The sequence below is a fragment of the Pseudomonas savastanoi genome (genome assembly GCF_020917325.1).
GTDB classification, from domain to species: Bacteria; Pseudomonadota; Gammaproteobacteria; order Pseudomonadales; family Pseudomonadaceae; genus Aquipseudomonas; species Aquipseudomonas amygdali.
This window is the reverse complement of sequence record NZ_CP076652.1, coordinates 4,209,542-4,229,751: the sequence shown is the minus strand read 5'-3', so window position 1 is coordinate 4,229,751 and position 20,210 is coordinate 4,209,542. Positions and strand designations below refer to the sequence as shown.

The 20,210-nt window shown below is 56.4% G+C and carries 14 protein-coding genes; 13 read left to right on the top strand and 1 reads right to left on the bottom strand.

Going from position 1 to position 20,210, the window contains the following annotated elements; all coding sequences use genetic code 11:
* Window positions 1–5: 5 nt before the first annotated feature.
* From pepN to KP808_RS17745, 12 genes are all read left to right on the top strand, one after another.
* A complete protein-coding gene (gene pepN / locus KP808_RS17800) occupies window positions 6–2,672 on the top strand; it encodes an aminopeptidase N (protein ID WP_230016596.1) in 2,667 nt (888 codons plus the stop codon).
* A gap of 236 nt (window positions 2,673–2,908) precedes the next feature.
* The gene (locus KP808_RS17795) at window positions 2,909–3,562 is read left to right on the top strand and encodes a YjfI family protein (protein ID WP_058399911.1); all 654 of its coding nucleotides are present in this window, start codon (window positions 2,909–2,911) and stop codon (window positions 3,560–3,562) included.
* 26 nt (window positions 3,563–3,588) lie between these two features.
* On the top strand, window positions 3,589–4,296 hold the full coding sequence (locus KP808_RS17790; RefSeq protein ID WP_058399912.1) for a PspA/IM30 family protein: 708 nt from the start codon (window positions 3,589–3,591) through the stop codon (window positions 4,294–4,296).
* Between the two features lie 30 nt (window positions 4,297–4,326).
* The gene (locus KP808_RS17785; RefSeq protein ID WP_058399913.1) at window positions 4,327–4,881 is read left to right on the top strand and encodes a rhomboid family intramembrane serine protease; all 555 of its coding nucleotides are present in this window, start codon (window positions 4,327–4,329) and stop codon (window positions 4,879–4,881) included.
* An 82-nt stretch (window positions 4,882–4,963) separates the two neighbouring features.
* Window positions 4,964–5,629 carry a DUF2491 family protein gene (locus tag KP808_RS17780; RefSeq protein ID WP_058399914.1) on the top strand — a complete coding sequence of 222 codons (666 nt, stop codon included), beginning with the start codon at window positions 4,964–4,966 and terminating at the stop codon, window positions 5,627–5,629.
* Between the two features lie 13 nt (window positions 5,630–5,642).
* On the top strand, window positions 5,643–6,068 hold the full coding sequence (locus tag KP808_RS17775) for a DUF350 domain-containing protein (protein WP_004657435.1): 426 nt from the start codon (window positions 5,643–5,645) through the stop codon (window positions 6,066–6,068).
* A 27-nt stretch (window positions 6,069–6,095) separates the two neighbouring features.
* A complete protein-coding gene (locus tag KP808_RS17770; protein WP_058399915.1) occupies window positions 6,096–6,842 on the top strand; it encodes a DUF1190 domain-containing protein in 747 nt (248 codons plus the stop codon).
* A gap of 11 nt (window positions 6,843–6,853) precedes the next feature.
* A complete protein-coding gene (locus KP808_RS17765) occupies window positions 6,854–8,011 on the top strand; it encodes a glutathionylspermidine synthase family protein (RefSeq protein ID WP_058399916.1) in 1,158 nt (385 codons plus the stop codon).
* 505 nt (window positions 8,012–8,516) lie between these two features.
* Window positions 8,517–9,872 carry a DUF1329 domain-containing protein gene (locus tag KP808_RS17760; RefSeq protein WP_230016595.1) on the top strand — a complete coding sequence of 452 codons (1,356 nt, stop codon included), beginning with the start codon at window positions 8,517–8,519 and terminating at the stop codon, window positions 9,870–9,872.
* A gap of 232 nt (window positions 9,873–10,104) precedes the next feature.
* Window positions 10,105–11,148, top strand: a complete 1,044-nt coding sequence (locus KP808_RS17755; protein WP_230016594.1) for a WD40/YVTN/BNR-like repeat-containing protein — start codon at window positions 10,105–10,107, stop codon at window positions 11,146–11,148.
* Between the two features lie 27 nt (window positions 11,149–11,175).
* Window positions 11,176–13,566 (top strand): efflux RND transporter permease subunit, encoded by a 2,391-nt coding sequence (locus KP808_RS17750; RefSeq protein ID WP_230016593.1) that lies wholly within the window; start codon window positions 11,176–11,178, stop codon window positions 13,564–13,566.
* Between the two features lie 437 nt (window positions 13,567–14,003).
* The gene (locus tag KP808_RS17745) at window positions 14,004–14,717 is read left to right on the top strand and encodes a LuxR C-terminal-related transcriptional regulator (protein ID WP_230016592.1); all 714 of its coding nucleotides are present in this window, start codon (window positions 14,004–14,006) and stop codon (window positions 14,715–14,717) included.
* Between the two features lie 149 nt (window positions 14,718–14,866).
* Here KP808_RS17745 and KP808_RS17740 read toward each other — a convergent pair whose 3' ends face one another.
* Window positions 14,867–15,919 carry a fatty acid desaturase family protein gene (locus KP808_RS17740; RefSeq protein WP_230016591.1) on the bottom strand — a complete coding sequence of 351 codons (1,053 nt, stop codon included), beginning with the start codon at window positions 15,917–15,919 and terminating at the stop codon, window positions 14,867–14,869.
* Window positions 15,920–16,242: 323 nt separating this feature from the next.
* On the opposite strand from KP808_RS17740, the gene KP808_RS17735 reads away from it, so the two are divergent.
* Window positions 16,243–20,103, top strand: a complete 3,861-nt coding sequence (locus tag KP808_RS17735; RefSeq protein ID WP_230016590.1) for a non-ribosomal peptide synthetase — start codon at window positions 16,243–16,245, stop codon at window positions 20,101–20,103.
* The last annotated feature ends 107 nt before the right edge of the window (window positions 20,104–20,210 follow it).

Here is a 20,210-nt window from a genome sequence, read left to right as displayed (position 1 = left end):
CCAGCATGCGCACCGAACAACCGAAAATGATTTACCTGAAGGACTACCAGGCTCCCGAGTACCTCATCGATGAGACGAACCTGACCTTCGAACTGTTCGACGACCACTCGCTGGTCCACGCCCAACTGGTCATGCGCCGCAACCCCGAGCGCGGCGCAGGCCTGCCGCCGCTGGTGCTGGACGGTCAGCATCTGGAACTGGTCTCGGTCAAGCTGAGTGACGTAGAGCTGAGCGCTACGGATTATCAACTGACGGAAGATCACCTGACGCTGCATCCGCAAGCCGAAAGCTTCACGGTCGACAGTACCGTGCGCATCCATCCGGAATCCAATACCGCGCTGGAAGGCCTGTACAAGTCCAGCGGCATGTTCTGCACCCAGTGCGAGGCCGAAGGCTTCCGCAAGATCACCTATTACCTCGACCGCCCCGACGTGATGAGCAAGTTCACCACCACGCTCAGCGCCGACAAGCAGAATTTCCCTATTCTGCTCTCCAACGGCAATCCGATTGCCAGCGGCGAAGAGGAGGGCGGACGGCACTGGGCGACGTGGGAAGACCCGTTCATGAAGCCGGCTTACCTGTTCGCGCTGGTAGCCGGTGATCTGTGGTGCATCGAAGACACCTTTACCACCATGAGCCAGCGGGAAGTGACCCTGCGCATCTATGTCGAGCCAGAAAACGTCGACAAGTGCCAGCACGCCATGACCAGCCTGAAGAAATCCATGCGCTGGGATGAAGAAACCTACGGTCGTGAGTATGACCTGGACATCTTCATGATTGTCGCGGTCAACGACTTCAATATGGGCGCGATGGAGAACAAGGGCCTCAACATCTTCAACTCCAGTGCCGTACTGGCGCGTGCCGAGACTGCGACCGATGCCGCGCATCAGCGGGTCGAAGCGATCGTTGCCCACGAATACTTCCACAACTGGTCGGGCAACCGTGTGACCTGCCGTGACTGGTTCCAGCTGTCGCTCAAGGAAGGCTTCACGGTGTACCGCGACGCCGGTTTCTCGGCGGACATGAACTCGGCCACGGTCAAGCGTATTCAGGACGTTGCTTACCTGCGAACTCACCAGTTTGCCGAAGACGCAGGCCCGATGGCCCACGCAGTGCGCCCGGACAGCTTCATCGAAATCTCCAACTTCTACACCCTGACCGTTTACGAAAAGGGTTCGGAAGTGGTTGGCATGCTCCACACACTGCTGGGCGCCGAAGGCTTCCGCAAGGGCAGTGATCTGTATTTTGAACGCCATGACGGCCAGGCCGTGACCTGCGACGATTTCATCAAGGCCATGGAAGACGCCAACGGCGTCGACCTGACCCAATTCAAGCGCTGGTACAGCCAGGCGGGTACGCCGCGTCTGGCGGTCAGCGAGTCGTATGACGCTGCTGCGAAAACCTACAGCCTGACTTTCCGCCAGAGCTGCCCAAGCACGCCAGGCCAGCCTGGCGATCAGAAACAGCCGTTTGTGATTCCGGTCGAACTGGGGCTGCTGGGCAGCAAGGGCGGCGAAATTGCTCTGCGTCTGGCGGACGAAACCGCAGCTTCCAGCACCACGCGAGTGCTCTCGGTCACCGAGTCCGAGCAGACTTTCACCTTCGTTGACGTTGCCGAAAAGCCACTGCCGTCACTGCTGCGCGGTTTCTCTGCGCCGGTCAAGCTGAGCTTTCCGTATGATCGCGACCAACTGATGTTCCTGATGCAGCACGACAGCGACGGTTTCAACCGTTGGGATGCCGGTCAGCAACTGTCGGTCCAGGTATTGCAGGAACTGATCGGTCAGCACCAGCAAGGTCAGGCACTGGTCATGGACCAGCGTTTGATCACTGCGCTGGGCACCGTGCTGGCGGATGAGCGTCTGGATCAGGCGATGGTCGCAGAAATGCTCTCGTTGCCGGGTGAGGCTTATCTCGCCGAGATCAGCGAGGTGGCGGATGTCGATGCCATTCACGCCGCTCGCGAATTTGCCCGTCAGCAACTGGCCGACGGCCTGTTTGACAGTCTGCTGACGCGCTACAAGGCCAACCGCGAGGTATCCAGAGCCACGCCATACGTCGCCGAGTCCACGCATTTCGCCCGTCGCGCGCTGCAGAACATTGCGCTGTCGTACCTGATGCTTAGCGGCAAACCTGAAGTACTGGCGGCGACCATCGACCAGTTCGATACCAGTGACAACATGACCGAGCGCCTGACTGCGCTGGCGGTGCTGGTCAATTCGCCGTTTACGGCCGAGCGCGACAAAGCGCTCGCCGTGTTCGCCGAGAACTTCAAGAGCAACGCGCTGGTCATGGATCAATGGTTCAGCGTCCAGGCGGCCAGCACCCAGCCGGGCGGCCTGCAACGCGTGCAGGAGCTGATGAAGCATCCTGCATTCAGCATCAAGAACCCGAACAAGGTGCGTGCCCTGATCGGTGCATTCGCCGGGCAGAACCTGGTCAACTTCCACGCGGCTGATGGCTCCGGCTACCGCTTCCTGGCGGATCTGGTGATCGAACTGAACGCCCTGAACCCGCAGATCGCTTCTCGCCAATTGGCTCCGCTGACACGCTGGCGCAAATACGACAGCGCCCGTCAGGCGCTGATGAAAGCCGAGCTGGAGCGCATCCTCGCCTCCGGCAAACTGTCGGCGGACGTGTATGAAGTGGTGAGCAAAAGCCTGGCGGAATAAGGGTTGCCCAGTGCCTGACAGGCACTTGTGAGAAAGGCGCTGTCCGCTGATGCGGACAGCGCTTTTTTTTGGAGTGTGCGTCGCCGTGCGGTGATTTGACTATCGTGCCAATGCTCCGCGTGGGAGCGAGAATTTTTGGTGTCCATAAAAATCTCACATGTGATGCGTATCTATCTTCAAAAACATCTGATACGTTGCTTACCTGATTCACGGCCAGCAGCAAGGGGGAAGCGCCAATGCCTCGTAAAACCCAGGGCGACAACGCAGCGGTCCCGGCCAAAGTTTCCAAGAGCTCCACTGATTACATGCGTGAAATGCGTCTGCGACTCAAAGAGGCGGGGCTGGTCAAGCGGGAATTCTGGATCCGGCCCGAGAACGTCGATGCCCTGCGTGGCATTGAAAAAGCCTTAAGACAGCCCTTTTTGGGCGACAGAATAAAACTGGAGGATTTCATGACCGAGAATACCCACTGGACCATCAGCTCTTTGCAGAAGGCGCTTTGCGAACTGGAGCTGGTGACGAATGGAAAGATCGAGCTCGATGTAACCGAGGGTGATGCCTCGGGCATCAGGCTGACCATGGCCGAGTATGGCGATCTGCCGATTTACATCGCGGTGGAAGGCGAGCAGATTCTGGCTGACGCGACCTTGATCGAAGTGAACAAGATCAAGAACGTGCAGGCGTTCAACGACGTCGTTCTGCGCAGCCGCGATCTGTTTCCGCTGTCATCGGTCGGTATCGAAAAGCTCGGTGACGGTCAGGAAGTCTACTGCCTGTTTGGCGCTTTAAGCGCAGCATCGTCGCTCACCGTAATCGTGCAGGAAATCCTTACCCTCGCGGACAACGTGATCCGTGCGGCCGACGCTTTTGAAGATCATTTCATCTACTGAACAGCGCTGTCAGGCGGAGAATATTCATGACTACGAGTATCTGGAAAAAACTGGTGACCGCCGTTCGTGGTGGCGCTTCCGAAGTGGGCGAGTCGATTGCCGATGCCAATGCCATCCGCATTCTGGATCAGGAAATTCGTGACGCCGAGAACGCGCTGGTCAAGGCCCGCGACGGGCTGATCACCATCAAGGCCAAGCACAAACTCTCGGCACAGCGTCTTGAAGAGCACGCCACCAGCATCGCCAACTGGGAAGGCCGCGCCATGCAGGCTCTGAACAAGGGTGAAGAAGCGCTGGCTGTCGAGTGCGCGAACAAGATCGCCGAGATCGAGGCCCTGCGTGATCAGGAGCAGGAACTGGCCGATCAGTTCAACAAGCAGGTCAGCCTGCTGCAAGAGCAGGTGGTCAAGGCCGAATCGCGAATCAAGAGCCTCAAGCAACAGGTCGAGATGGCCAAGGCCCGTGAAACCGTGCAAAAAGCTCGCGTTGCAACGGCCACTGCAACCGGTGGTGCCAGCGGCGCAGTCGAAACCGCAGTAGGCTCGCTGGCGCGTCTCAAGCAACGTCAGGATGAACAGGACGCCAAGCTCGAAGCGGCCGAAGAACTGGCCAGCCAGTCCAGCGGCAGTGACCTGGAGCGTCGTCTGCAGGATGCCGGTATTGGTGCCAAAAGTGGCGGTGCGCAAGATGTACTGGCGCGTCTGAAAGCCAAAAACCAGACGCCGGCTCAGTAAGTGACGCAACAGGGCAGGCGAGGATGTTGAATGGAGTTTTCCAAACGACTCAAGGTCATCCTCGCCCTGTCGGCAGTTATGATTGCGGTGCAAGTGCTGAACTCGATCACCGGCAACGGCCTGATTCATTTCGGTATCATTCCGCGCAGCGCGACCGGGTTGCGCGGCATTGTGTTTGCGCCTTTTCTGCACGGTTCGATTCAGCACTTGCTCAGCAACCTGCTGCCGTTCATTGTGCTGAGCTGGCTGGTCGCCACTGAGGGTGTCAGGCGTTATGCGTGGGTCGCCGGGCTGGTCTGTCTGCTGGGCGGGCTGCTGGTCTGGAGCTTCGGTCGCAGCAATATCCATGTCGGTGCGAGCGGGCTGATTTTTGGTTTGTGGGCTTACCTGCTCGCGCGGGCATGGTATCAGCGCAGTATCGCCAGCGTGCTGGTCGCGCTGTTGGTACTGGCCGGTTACAGCGGACTGGTTTTCGGCTTTGTCCCGGTAGCTGGCGTATCGTTTGAATCACATATTGCCGGCGCACTGGCGGGTATTTGTGTAGCGTGGCTGATGCATTCCAGAGCGTTGCTGGCGCAGCAGTGAGCCAGTCTCGTGAACAGGGTGTGTTTATTCCGGTTAAAGACATGTCCATACCGGCTCCAGTCGACTTCAAGGGAATTGCACTATGAGTTGGTTCAAACGTGCCATGGGGCTGGAAGCACCCAAGGCATCAGGTCGTGACGGCGTGCAACCCGTCAGCACGGTCAGTCCGTTAGGGTTGGCGTCCGGTCGCATGTTGTGCCTGGACAGCTCGTTGAAGCTGTTGCTCGACGGGCATTCGCAAGTGGTTGTCCCAGACGATGAAAAGGTCTGGGCCGTGGGGCGCGTAGATCTGGGCCAGTCGATGGCGTTGCATCGCTTCTACCTGGATAACGAGGACTACTTCCTGCAGGTGGTCAGCAACGGCCCCAATCCGGAAGACGTGCAGGACATCATTCTGTTCGGTTACTACAGCGCCGAGCCGATCACCAGCAAGGATGAGTTGCTGCGCCTGACCGGTCCGTCGTCGAAGATCGGCCTGCCTACCTACGAACACGATGGCGAGGTATTCGAACGGCAATGGGGCACGTCGCCCGGCCAGACCGAGCTGACGCCGCTGGATGAGGATATTGTCAGCCCTGATGCTGCGTATCGCGTCAAACACCTGAGCATGCTGTATGCCCGCGAAACGGGGCTGATCAACCGCCGTGAGTTTCTGCTGTTTTCCGTCGAGGAAGACGAAGAGGGCAGCATTACCCTCACCACGGCCGTTGGCATAACGCTGCAATCCACTGATATCAACGTTCTTTGACAAGGAAATCTTCATGATCGACGCGCTGCGTATGTCGCTCAATGCCCCTGCCGTGATCGGCTTCATCATGTACATTCTGGTGGCGGCCATTCTGTTCGCCCTTTTCCAGTTCATCTACAGCAGGATCACGCCGCACAAGGAGTTTGCGCTGATTCGCGAGAACAACAGTGCTGCCGCATTGGCGTTGGGTGGTTCGCTGATCGGTTTCGCACTGCCAGCCAGCAACATCATCAGCTACAGCATCAGCATTCTGGATGTGATCGTCTGGGTAGTGATCGCAGCTGTTGTGCAACTGCTGGCGTTCGGTGTTACCAGCCTGGTGCTCAAGGGCCTGTCGACACGTATTGCCAAGGGCGAAATGGCTGCCGCCATTTACTCGGCCAGCGTCGCAATCAGCGTCGGTCTTCTCAACGCAGCCTGCATGACCCCTTCGGTCTGACGGCAGCCTTGGACAAGGAGACTCACGATGAGACGCAGTTCAGTAAAGCTGGTACTTGCCAGCACGCTTCCGCTGGCCCTCGCCGGGTGTGGCCCGTCGGAAGACAAGGATACTTTCAACGCGCAGGCCAACTTCAGTTCGGTGCAGGAATGCGTTGATGCCAAGGTACCGGTAAATGTCTGTTCGGATGCCTACATGCAGGCGCTGTCCGACCATCGCCGCATAGCGCCGACCTATGATGACAAGGCGTCTTGCGACGCGGACTTTGTACCGGATTATTGCCAGGTCACTTCGGATGGCAAGTACATGCCGAAACTCGGCGGCTTTGAGCTGGGTTTTTCCGGGCGTGTTCCCAAAGAGGCGCTGGACCGGGCCAATCAGGAAGTCGCCCAGTCCGCTCCCGCAGGCATGAGCGGCACCACCGGGCTGATGGCTGGTCTGCTGATCGGCAATCTGCTCAGCAATGGCTTCGGCAACAATCGCTATTACTCGCAACCTATCTACCAGACGCGCGATGACCGCGGCGGTTACTACAGCTCGTCCTTGCCAAGTCAGATTGATCGCGGCAAGACCTTCGGCCGTTCGACCCAGGCGCAATCCAGTTCCGATCGCAGCTATGGCAAGAGCACGCTGGGGCGCAACCTGGGCAGTTCGGGCTCCGGCTCGTCCTCGGTGTCGTCGACCATCTCGCGCGGCGGCTTCGGCAGCCAGGCCTCGGCACGCAGTGGCTGGGGCGGCAAGAGCAGCATTGGCAGCAGCAGTTTCGGAGGCTGACGGTCCGGGCCATGAAAAAGATCAGTATCGAGGAACGCCCGGACTGGCGCGCCACGGCGGAACGTGAAGGGTTCAACTTTCACACCATCGACGGCGAGCGCTATTGGGATGAGCGCGGGTATTATCTGTTCACCGAGCAGCAGATTACCCGCGACCTTGAAGTGCCTACCCAGGAGCTTCACCAGATGTGTCTGGACGCAGTCGCGCGGGTGGTGGACAGCGAAGAGTTGTTGCACCGGCTGGCGATTCCGGAAGCGTTCTTTGATGTGATCCGCACGTCATGGAAGCAGGGGCATCCGCACCTTTACGGGCGCTTCGACTTTGCCTACGACGGTAAGGGTCCGGCAAAGATGTACGAAATCAATGCCGATACGCCCACCAGTCTGATGGAAGCCGGTGCGTTTCAGTTGCTCTGGCTGGATGAGCAGATGGCGCGCGGCGTTCTGCCTGCGCATGCCAGCCAGTTCAATTCGATTGCCGAGGATCTTGTTCGGGCGTTTGCCGAGTTTCCGGGGGCGAGCCCGTTCTACTTTTCGGCGATGTCCGGCTCTGTCGAGGACCGTGGTACTACCGATTTTCTGCGGCGCATGGCTGCGCACGTGGGCATTGATGCTCGGCATATCGATATCGAGGACATAGGGCTCAGTGCCGAGGGCCGCTTTGTCGACCTGGACGGACGCTGGATCGAGCGGCTGTTCAAGCTTCACGCCTGGGAGCATATCTTTCACGAGGAGTTTGGCCAGCACGTTCCAGCCAGTGGCACTCAGTTCGTTGAACCTGCCTGGAAGTCGATTCTCAGCAACAAGGGAATTCTGCCGTTGTTGTGGCAGTTCAATGAAGGCCATCCGAACCTGCTGCCTTCGCGTGTCGATCAAGACCCGAGCAGACCGGTTCCCAAAGGCTGGGTGCGCAAACCTTACTTTTCCCGCGAAGGTGCCAACATCGAAATGCGCACGCCTGGCGATCAGGTGATTTCAGTTGATGGGCCTTACACTGATGCGCCTTATATTTTGCAGGCGTACTCGCCGCTGCCGCGATTTGGTGAAAGCTACACGCTGATTGGCTCGTGGGTCATCGGCGACCTTGCCTCCGGAATCGGCATTCGTGAAGACGACAGTCTGATCACCAAAGACACCAGCCGGTTCCTGCCCCACGTCGTTATCGACTGAACGCTGCTTACCCTCAATAAGTGTTACTTGTCCAATACACGTAACACTCTCGCTGTTACCGAACGTTTATAGAGCCCGCAATGACCGGCATCAACCGGTGACTAGTCTGATGTTATGTCTGACAATCAAACAGACTGTGCTCGTGTTTTTAATGCTGCCCATACAGAAGGTCCATTAATTAACTGATCTGTACCGGCTCTGTAGAGTGATCTGTATGTTTACGCTTATTGGCATTTGCGTTGCATTACCGTGAGCGACTCTGAGTGCCCGTTTCATCGGCACATAGTGTGCGGTATCGCACGTGCAAGAAGTCTCCTACAGGCACTTGCCTGACCGACACAGTGTTCGTGAGATCAATAATAACAGTGGCTGTTTTATCCGTTTAAAAGTTTGATGGTCGGACAGTCAATCTATACGCCTCTCACAACACTCCGTTTACATCGTAAACACTATCGGCCTGAACGTCAGACACTGGTTACGGACAGGCCACGCAAGGAGAGCCAACATGCTCATGAAACAACTGCCGGGGTTCGCGCTGGCGATGCTGCTCGCGCTCAACACCAGTCTGGCAGCTGGCGCTACGCTGCTCGGAAGCCGCCTGACACCGCTGGGAGGCGAGGTGTCGGGTAACGCAGCAGGGACCATCCCGCCCTGGCGTGGCGGAATCACTCGGCCTCCGCCTGGATACAAGGGCTCAGGTACGCGGCATGTCGACCCGTATGCCGCAGACAAGCCCTTGTTCACTATTACGCACGCCAATATGCAGCACTATCGCAGCTACCTGACACCTGGGCAGGTGGCGATGTTCGACACCTGGCCCGACAGTTATCAGATGCCGATATACACCACCCGACGTTCCGGATCGGCACCGCAATGGGTGTACGATAATACACGGCATAATGCACAAAACGCCCGGTTGATCGGTGGCGGTAACGGTTTTATCGATGCCTATGGCGGCATTCCATTTCCTGTTCCGGAAAAGGGTATTCAGGCTGTGTGGAATCATATTGCCCGCTATCGCGGTCATTACGTGGTGCGAGGGACTTCGGAGGTCGCCATACAGCGTGACGGCAGTTTTAAATTAAACACCTCGCGTCAGAAAGTGCTGTTCCGCTTTTATGACCCCGCGGGCAGTTTTGCCAGTCTGGACAATGTGCTGTTTTATTACCTGTCGTTTATCCAGTGCCCGACCCGCATGGCCGGTTCCGCCGTGCTGGTCCATGAAACACTTGATCAGGTGCAGGAGCCTCGGCAAGCATGGGCTTACAGTGCTGCGCAACGTCGGGTAAGACGGGCGCCGAGTCTGGCTTACGATATGCCGATCCCGGCCTCCGAGGGATTGCGTACCGCAGATGATACCGACATGTTCAATGGTTCGCCGGACCGTTACGAGTGGACGTTGCTGGGCAAACGCGAAATTTATATTCCTTACAACAACTACCGGATATCCAGCCCTGATATTACCTACCGACAGTTATTGCAGGTCGGCCACCTCAACCCGGCTTATACACGCCATGAGTTGCATCGTGTATGGGTGGTGGAGGGCAGGCTCAAACCTACCGCGCGGCACGTCTACTCCCGGCGCACGCTGTACCTGGATGAAGACAGCTGGCAGGCCGCAGTTGTCGATCAATATGACGGCAGAGGGCAATTGTGGCGGGTCTCCATGGCCTACCTGAAAAACTATTACGAGCTACCGACCACCTGGTCTGCACTGGACGTTTTCCATGACTTGCAGGCGCGGCGTTATCACGTACAGAACCTGGACAATCAGGAGCCCGGCACCAGTGATTTCTCCCAGCCTGTGCCCAGCGTAAATGCTTTCAAACCCGCCGCATTGCGTCGTCGGGGTATTCACTGACGAGCGTCTGGCGAAACTGGGCAATCAACCATCGTGATGATCCATCAATCACATTCGTGCGCTTAACAAAAGATAACGACATGTTGATTGTCAGGCATTTGCAAAACTGCCTAGGATGAACGGTCTTCCACACAGGTAAAGCCGGACGGCTGTGGACGTCCGGGTCAATACGAGCCGGTTGATACACGCAGTCGATAACAGCTACCTGATAATAATAAGAGCGGAGAAGTCCATGCGTGATCCTGTCCATCGACGCATCCGGTTATGCGCGGGTCTTTCCCTGGCGATTTTTACTTCATGTTCCTTTGCGGTATCTGCAATGGCCGACTCTGCATCGACTTCAGCCGCTGCTGCGGGCAAGGCTGTTTACGCTGTCGAATCGGCCAGAGCCTCACGCGGTTTGTTGCTGGATGTCGCCCATGCTGGCGCGCGTCTGGTCGTGGTGGGTGATCATGGGCATATCCTGTTCTCCGATGATCAAGGCAAGACCTGGAGCCAGGCTCGCGTGCCGACCCGCCAGCTGTTGACGGCTGTGTTTTTCGTGGATGAACAGCATGGCTGGGCCGTGGGGCATGACGCCCAGATACTGGCCAGTAACGATGGTGGCAAGAGCTGGAGCAAGCAGTTCGAGGACTTGAAGCGCGAGGCACCGCTGCTGGACGTCTGGTTCAAGGACCTCGACACCGGTTTTGCCGTGGGCGCTTACGGTGCGCTGTTGAGCACCGTTGATGGCGGTCAGCATTGGGAGGATGTCAGCGAGCGGCTGGACAACGAAGATCAGTATCACCTGAACAGCATTGCTCAGGTGAAAGACGCAGGCCTGTTCATTGTCGGTGAGGCGGGCAGCATGTTTCGCTCAAGTGACCAGGGGCAGACCTGGGAGAAACTCGAAGGCCCCTATCAAGGTTCGCTATTTGGCGTGATTGGCACGGCCCAGCCTTCTACGCTGCTGGCTTATGGTTTGCGCGGCAATCTGTTTCGTTCCAGCGATTTTGGTGAAAGCTGGCAGCCCATTGAACTGAAGGACGCACGCGGCCCGGTCGAGTTCGGTCTGGCCAGCGCCACATTGCTGGGCGACGGTTCGCTGGTGCTGGTCGGTAACGGCGGTAGCGTCATGCGCAGCACTGATGATGGCGAAACGTTCGAGGTCTTCAATAGGCCCGATCGCATCTCGCTGGCCGGGGTCACCGGCAACCTTCAAGGCAATCTGATTCTGGTAGGACAAGGCGGCGTGCGCGTCACCTCGCCGACGGGCGCCGATACGACCCAACAATAAGACCTTTCAGGGCGGGGACATTCCGGCATGAGCACTGTTCAACACACGCAACACTCGGATGAAAAGGCAACCTTCCTTGAACGCCTGATTTTCAATCATCGCCCCGCGGTGATTATCCTCTGTCTGCTGGCGAGTATTTTTCTGTTCTGGCAGGCCACGCAGGTTCGGCCTTCCACCAGTTTCGAAAAAATGATCCCGCTGTCTCATCCGTTCATTCAGAACATGATGAAGCACCGCAACGATCTGGCGAACCTGGGCAACACCGTGCGTATCTCCGTCGAAGCGGTGGATGGCGATATTTTCTCCAAAGAGTACATGGAGACCCTGCGCCAGATCAGTGACGAAGTGTTTTACATTCCCGGCGTGAACCGCTCCGGTCTCAAATCGCTCTGGAGCCCCAGCGTGCGCTGGACCGAAGTGACGGAAGAGGGGTTTGCGGGGGGCGAAGTCATACCGCAGAGTTACAACGGCTCTGACGCCAGTCTGGATCAGTTGCGCAACAACGTGCTCAAGTCCGGGCAGGTCGGGCGACTGGTCGCCAACGATTTCAGGTCGAGCATCATTGATGTTCCGCTGCAGGAGTCTTACCCGGACCCGGCAGACCAGGGCACGTTGCTGGCGCTGGACTACCAGCAATTCTCTCATCAGCTTGAAGAGAAGATCCGCGACAAATACCAGGCACAAAACCCCCATATCAAGATTCACATCGTCGGTTTCGCCAAGAAAGTCGGCGACTTGATCGACGGTCTGTTCATGGTGGTGATGTTCTTTGGCATCGCGTTCCTGATCACTCTGGTATTGCTGATCTGGTTCACCCGTTGTATCCGCAGTACCGTGGCGGTTCTGAGTACCACGCTCATTGCGGTGATCTGGCAACTGGGGCTGATGCACGTCGTCGGCTTCGGTATTGACCCGTATTCGATGCTGGTGCCGTTTCTGATTTTTGCTATCGGCATCTCTCACGGCGTGCAGAAAATCAACGGTATCGCCCTGCAATCCAGCGAGGCCGAAAACGCGCTGACTGCTGCGCGTCGCACGTTTCGCCAGCTGTTTCTGCCGGGCATGATCGCCATTCTGGCTGATGCCGTCGGGTTCATTACTTTGCTGATCATCGACATCGGCGTGATCCGCGAACTGGCCATCGGCGCTTCCATCGGCGTTGCGGTGATCGTTTTCACCAACCTGATTCTGTTGCCCGTGGCCATTTCCTACGTGGGTATCAGCAAAAGGGCGGTGAGCCGTAGCAAGCAGGATGCGGTCTGCGAGCATCCTTTCTGGCGACTGCTGTCGAACTTTGCCAGTGCCAAAGTCGCGCCGGTGTCGATTGTGTTGGCGTTGCTGGCCTTCGGTGGCGGGCTCTGGTACAGCCAGAACCTGAAGATCGGTGATCTGGACCAGGGCGCACCTGAGCTGCGCCCCGACTCGCGCTATAACAAGGACAACGCGTTCATCATCAATCACTACTCGACCAGTTCCGATGTGCTGGTAGTCATGGTCAAGACAGCCCCCGAAGGCTGCTCGGCGTATTCGACTATGTCAGCGATCAACGAGCTGGCCTGGAAGATGGAAAACACCCAAGGCGTGCAGTCAGCCATTTCGCTGGTGACCGTTTCCAAACAGGTCATCAAGGGCATGAACGAGGGCAACCTGAAGTGGGAGAGCCTGTCGCGCAACAAGGACGTGCTGAACAACTCCATCGCCCGCGCTGATGGCCTGTACAACACCGACTGTTCCCTGGCCCCGCTACTGGTATTCCTCAACGACCATAAAGCCGAAACCCTTGACCGTGCCGTACATGCCGTGCAGGACTTCGCCAAGGAGAACGACACGCCGGACCTGCAGTTCCTGCTGGCCGCAGGCAATGCCGGGATCGAGGCCGCGACCAACGAGGTCATCAAGCAGTCCGAGCTGGTCATTCTGGTGCTGGTCTACCTCTGCGTGGCAGCCATGTGCATGATCACTTTCCGCTCATGGGCCGCGACCCTGTGCATCGTGCTGCCGCTGGTGCTGACCTCGGTGCTGGGCAACGCGCTGATGGCGTTCATGGGCATCGGCGTCAAGGTCGCGACCTTGCCGGTTGTGGCGCTGGGAGTGGGGATTGGTGTCGATTACGGCATTTACATCTACAGCCGCCTGGAAAGCTTCCTGCGCGCCGGTCTGCCGCTGCAGCAAGCCTATTACGAAACCCTGAAGTCCACCGGCAAGGCCGTGCTGTTCACCGGTCTGTGCCTGGCTATCGGCGTGTGCACCTGGATCTTCTCGGCGATCAAGTTTCAGGCCGACATGGGCCTGATGCTGACCTTCATGCTGCTGTGGAACATGTTCGGCGCACTGTGGCTGCTGCCCGCGCTGGCACGGTTTCTGATCAAGCCGGAGAAGATTGCGGGGAAGGTGGGCAATTCGCTATTTTCACATTAAGACACACATGAGGTTATCCAGCTTCTTCTTGGTGAAGTGTCTTCGCTCTGTGCCGTACGTTTCGCAACGCGCGGCTGCTTTTATTGATCGGCGTGTGTCAGGTCAAGGTTGCCTTGCCCTGTAAAAGGGGGACAGCGGGATGAGAAAACGGGCGAAGAATAGAGTTTTTAGGGTGATAGAGTTAAAGTTTTTATGAGACACCTATCAGAAATATCAAGGTATTGTTCTGTGGGGTGGAGCTGTTAGTGTGCGGCTTAATAAGATGTCGTAAGAAATACTATAATCGCGCAAAGTGAGTATCAGTGTGCAGGCAAAGTGCCGGTATTCAAAGTCTGGGAGTTACTTAAGTTGCGTGAAGGGTGGGGCGTAGTTATCATGATTTGCATGGGCTTCTCACTTGAGAAGTAGCCATTTCAAATAGTTCATGGAGTAGACTGATGGCACTTTCATTGCGCAGCGATATGTTTGGCCATGAAAAAAGCACCGGCAGACAAAAGCTGGAATGGGAGTTCGAACAGAGTGCAAGTGAGCGGGGTGTTCATCACTATGCCTATTTTTTTTATCATCACACGCCAGCCTTACAGCAACATGGCTTTGTTCTGGTCAGCGGTCCGGAGGCAGGGGAAAAGAACAGTCATTGCGCAGGGCGGCAGGACGTAGCGGATACGGTTCGGGGCGTTGCTTGCTTTGAGCCACTATTTACCGGGTTACTGAACAGGCCTGTATCATCAAATGACCGTGGCGAAATGATCGACGCCGGTACCACCTCTGACGGGATGACGGCGTTCTACCTCGGCGAAGAGAAAGCATTCAGTTTACTTCGGTTTGCAAATAAAGAAGCCGGAACAGGGAATACGCAAGGCGAGTACAATCTTGCGACGGAGGTGAAGTCGCTGGTTCGTGAGTTTCATCATAAGTTGACGGGCCTGGTCATGGGCTTGAATGAATCGGACGAAAACTTCACTATCACGGACCGTGAAAAGGAAGTGTACATCTGGACGGCAATAGGCAAGACCTGTAATGAAATTGCCGTCATTCTAAATATATCCAAAAGAACCGTGGATTTTCACATTTCCAATGTGATCTCGAAGTTGGGTGTCCGAACCAAACTTCAGGCTTGCATACAATTGACCAAGATGGGCATTTTGTAAGGGACGGTGCTAGCCTTGACGACCGCCCTGAGTGGCAGGTCGCAAAGGCCATTAAAGCGTTGAGTGAGCCTCGGCTCTTTGTGCGCGATTCCGATACAGCGCGGGCTCGATCGGAATACTTATTGACAACCTGCAGTGGAACGCGACGGCTACCGGTTATCGCCTGTTGTTGCCTGCGTACCTTCGCGCGTCGACTGCTCGTACCGCGCCTGATGCGCAGTGTTGTGCTGAGAATGACGTTTGTTTTGCAGGCGATAAATGTTCAGTATCTGGCGTATGACCGATTGCCTGTCGCGACGACCCGAGATGATGCCACCCTTGACCTGATTGACTGCAGCATAGCTCGGGTCCTGCAGAAGAATGCAGTGCGCCTTGTACAGATTCCAGTAGGGGATGCCTGCAAACAGGTGATGAGTGAGATGCAGGTTGTCTCCATGCATGCCGATAAACAGCCTCTCCCACCAGGAGGGGAAACGGTTGCGGGTGATACGCAGGGCCTCCCGTTCCTTGCCGAACAATCCAAAATGTTCAGAAACCTCTGACAGCCAGCCGATGACCTGAAAAGCCGTGAGGTAAGGAACGAGCCAGAACATCAGGTAACCGTACAGGCCTGTGGTGGCGTAGAACAACGAGAATAAAACAGCGTGTACTGCGATGAGGGTCAGCGCTTTGCGAGGGGACTTGAACAGTGCGCCCAACCGATGAATGACAAGGTAACGCAGGTAGCTGAATATATTCAGGAGCAGCACGGTTTTAAGCAGATGGTTAAACATGAAGTCAAACCGATCTACGGTCGCCTGCAGTCCAGAATCGATATAGTAACGGTAGTCCGGGTCTTTGTCGGCGTCACCGAGATGATGGTGATGCAGGTGCACGTGCGAATGTCGATAAGCTTCGTAATCCTGAAAGATGGGTAAGCCGGTTAGATAGTGGCCAATGGCATAACTGAGGGAACGGCTTTGAGTCAGGGTTAAATGGGCTGCTTCATGCACAAGGGAGGCGAGTGCGCGTTGCCTTGAACCGATAATTAGCACGCTGAGGGGATAAGCATACGATGACCATTGGGTGAGTGCGACAGCGGAAGCAATGACAATAATATCCCCTGACCAACCCAGTAGCCATCGCCAGTTATTCTTTTTGTAAAGACGCATGAGTTCAAATTTTAGTGCATCGTTACAGTGAAATCTTTGGACGGTTTGCATCGTTTACCTCGACAGGTTGTGCTCTGCAATGCGTTGTTATTAGGGCGTTATATAGACTAGGAAGGTTGGGGGGGCTGCGTAAGCTGTTATTTTTCACAGGTAGACGGTTACAGGGCGTATGTGTTTTTTTTGAAAGAAGTCAATCGTCGTTAACAAAATCTCTTGCATCGGTTTTTTTACGAGGTTGATGTCACCTGATTAATATGTTACCTGAGGCCGTCATGAACAGTTTTGAGAAAAATAATACCGCACCGTCACGCTCTCAAGATCTCGCTAAGCGGGCCGGCGTACAGCATATAACCGGTACGGAAGGGCCACTCTCCATGTCTCAGGAACAGGCCTGGTTTCTTGAGACGTTAGTACCAGAAAGTATCGCTTATAATTTTCAGGCCATGCTGAATATTCGCGGCAACCTTGATATCAACGCGCTTGAACTGGCGCTGAGTATGGTGGTTGAGCGTCATCAGTCACTCTCCACTGTTTTCGATGAGGTTGACGGGGAGCCACGGCAAACTATTCAGGACGCCTGGCCCGTGAACATCCCCATCGTTGACCTGTCTGCCAGCAGTGAAGCGGTACGGCAGACCTACATGAATTCTATTATAAAAGCTGAAATTGCCCAGAAAATCGAAGTGGCGAAACTTCCGCTGATTCGATGGGTGCTGTTCAAATTCAGTGACCAATTCCACTCATTGCTGCACATCGAACACCACCTCATTCATGACGGCTGGTCATTTCGGCTGTTTCTCAAAGAGCTCAATCATTTTTACAACGAACAAAAGGGCCGTGTTAATCAAGAGCCCCTTGAGCCGGTGATCCAGTTTATCGATTACTGCCAATGGGAGCGCGACTGGCTGGATTCGGCTCAAGGTCGTCAAGGCCGAGACTTCTGGTACGGTCGTCTTGAAACCTGGCCTGCCTACACGCATTCGCCGTTTCCTGCACCGAAGGGTGGGCAAGCGGCGTTGGATTTTGTCGGCAGTTCCGTGTCGGTACCGTTGCCCGGTGGGTTGATCAGCGCACTTCAGGCGTATGGCTCGAAGAATAAATCCACGCTGTTCGAGACTATGTTTTCACTGTTTGCCTGTGTAGTAGCGGCGCGTTCGGGTCAGACGCAACAACTGATCGGTACCGCCGTCGCCAACCGCGACCTGCCGGGTATCGAAAACACCATCGGTATGCTGGTGAACATGTTGCCGCTGCGCATCGACATTGACGCGAACACGCCTTGGGCACCTCTACTGGCAGCCGTGAAAGAAGAAATCCGCACGGCCTGTTTGCAGTCGCATGTGCCGTTTTCCACCATGGTTGCCGATCTGAGCCCGGAGCGTTTAACTCAGCAGTTACCTTACATTCAGGTTGCTTTCAGTTTTCATAACTCCATGTCCCGCACCCTGGACTTTGCGGACATTGATGTCGAGGTGGTGGAGGGCTTGGCAAACGGTTCTGCGAAATTCGACCTCAATGTCATTTGCGTTTTCGATGACGAGGTTAACCCGGCCGCTGGCGGTCGTTTCATGCTTGAGTACTCCACCGCTGTCGCCAAAGAGGCAGATGTCGTAGCGCTTATGGATGATTTCCTCCATCTGGCAAGCGCCTGGCTCGAGCAACCGGCAGAAAGCCTCGCCAATGTACGCAAGTCTGCTGTCCTTGCCGCAGGCGGTACTTCTGTCAGTCCTGGCGTAGAGTTCTGGAAACAATCTCTCGACCTCGAAGCCTCGGGGCTTCTGGCTGACCATGCGCTTAATCGCGTTGTCAGCGGGCCACTTGTGCGTCATGAAATCCCATTGTCGGATGAAAGCCTTGCACGCCTGTTTCAAGTGTGTGAACAGCGCCGCATTGAGCCTGAAGTAGCGCTTTTTTCTCTCTATGCCGTTGTCATGGCACGTTATGGCGGGCATCAAACCGTCGTGGCTGGTCTGGGTACCGCTGCCGATGGACAGCGTCTGGCCACACCGTTGCCACTCAAGCTGACGCTCACTGCGCACGATACATTTGCCGATGTCTTCCTGCGCACACAACAGCACTGCGAGCAGGCTCGTCAGTGGCACGCATCTTCCGCACAGAGCCTGGAAAAAGCGCTCGATGACAGTGTTGCGGCATCGGGAAGAGCGCCACAGTCATTAATACAGTCGGTATTCTGCAACGGCCTGTCCGCGCGTGCAGAGCAGGGAAGTGCTTCGGGCAGTCTGCATCCGCCCATCGAATTCGTCCTGGACCGTTCCGGCACAAAGGCTTCGTTGTCACTCGGCTATGCCGCTGACCTGTTCACTCAGGAAACAGCGACATCAATGGCCCGGCATTATGTCCAGCTGCTGGAAAAGGCCGGTGAGTCACTTGACGAGACGTTGGCACAAAGCCTGTCGGCCCAGCACCAGGCTGCCATTCAGGCACAGTGTGAGGGGCTTGCTTCGACCTACCCTGAAACGTCCCTGCACGCCATCGTCGAGGCATTTGCGGCCACACAGCCCGAAGCCATCGCTGTGCGCTGCGGCGAGGCAGTGCTGACGTACGCTCAGCTCAATGAGTCCGCCGACAAAATTGCCGACATATTGCTTCGCAAGGATGTGCAGCCCGGTGATGTCGTCGGTATCTGCATGATGCGCTCCGAGTGGCAGGTTGCAGCGCTCTTGGGCGTACTCAAAGCCGGTGCGTGCTACCTCTCGATCGACTGTGCGTCGCCTGCCGAGCGTCGTGACTGGCTGCTGGAAGAGGCGGACGTCAAGTGGGCACTGATCGATGAGAGTGCTCCGCCTCTACGTGATGCAACCTCAACGCTGTTGATCGGGCAATTGTTGACTGAGCAGGATGACCTGCGCGTGTCGCCGCTGGTCAAGCCTGTCGTCAGCGCCGATGCTCACTGCTATTACATGTTCACATCGGGTTCCACAGGCACTCCGAAAGCCACTGCCAGTACCCACCGCGCGGTCGTGAGTCTGGTCAAGGGGACGGACTATATCGATATCAATGGTGACGACCGCTTCCTGTTTTTCGCGCCCCTCGCCTTCGATGCATCGACCTTTGAAATTTGGGGTGCCTTGCTGAACGGCGCGCAGTTGGTGGTTCAGCCTGGAGAAGCCGGCGGGCTGGATGACCTGGCACACACACTGGAAAGCCAGCAGGTCAGCGTGCTCTGGCTGACGTCCGCATTGTTCCAGGAAATGGTCGATCAGTATCCTCATGCGATGGCTGGCGTCAGACATGTAGTGACCGGCGGTGACGTTGTTTCACCGCAAAGCATGCGCAGTTTTCTGGCACAGTCCACCGGGACGCTCACCATCGGGTACGGCCCTACTGAAGGTACGGTGTTTACCACTGCCTACAGCATGGACAAAGTCGAACAAGTGACTGACAAGCCTCTGATCGGATGGCCAATTGCACAGGCCGATGCCTACATCGTGGATGTTTTCGGGCAGCTTGCCGAGCCAGGTGTTCCAGGAGAGTTATTTATCGGTGGCACAGGTATCACCGGCGCCTACCTCAAGCGTCCGGAACTGAGCCAGGAGCGTTTTGTGACACTGGAGAGGTTCCCCGGCAAAACTCTCTTCCGCACCGGTGACCTGGCGCGCTGGACCCAGAGCCGCGGTATCGAGTTTCTGGGGCGCAGTGACAGCCAGATCAAGATCCGTGGCTTGCGCATAGAGCCTGGTGAGGTTGAGCAGGCGATACGTCAATTGCCTGGTGTCACGGCGTGCTCGCTGATTCTGCGCACACTGAATCTTGATAAGCAACTCGTTGCCTTTGTCAGTCTGGACGGGACCATTGCACTGGATGAACAACAGATTCGTGTAGCGCTAAGGGATCGCCTCCCCGACTACATGGTGCCTTCCGAAGTGCATGTGATCGAGCAACTGCCGGTCAATGCGAGCGGCAAAGTCGACAAGCGTGCATTGCTTGAACTGGCGACTCAAAACGGCCGTGCAAGAGTCACCAGCGAGCGACCGTCGACGGCTCTGGAAAAATCCATTGCCGAGGTCTGGGCGCAAATCCTCAATGTGCCGGAAGTGGGTAGAAACGAAGACTTCTTCTCCATCGGCGGCCATTCGCTGGCCGGCATGCGGATCATGTCGCGGCTGAGCAAGCAATTCGGCAGTCGTCTGTCGCTGAATCTGCTCTTTGAGTATCCCAGCGTCGAGACGCTTGCAGGTGCTATCGAGCGCTCGACCGAGCCGTTGACCGCCTGACCGCTTACCGGCGCGTGGTGGGTAGCAAAAATACCCCCGCGCGCTTTCTCGCCTCTCAGCCCCCCAATTTAACCCGTCCTCGCAGCGACATCGTTCGCTGTCGAGGT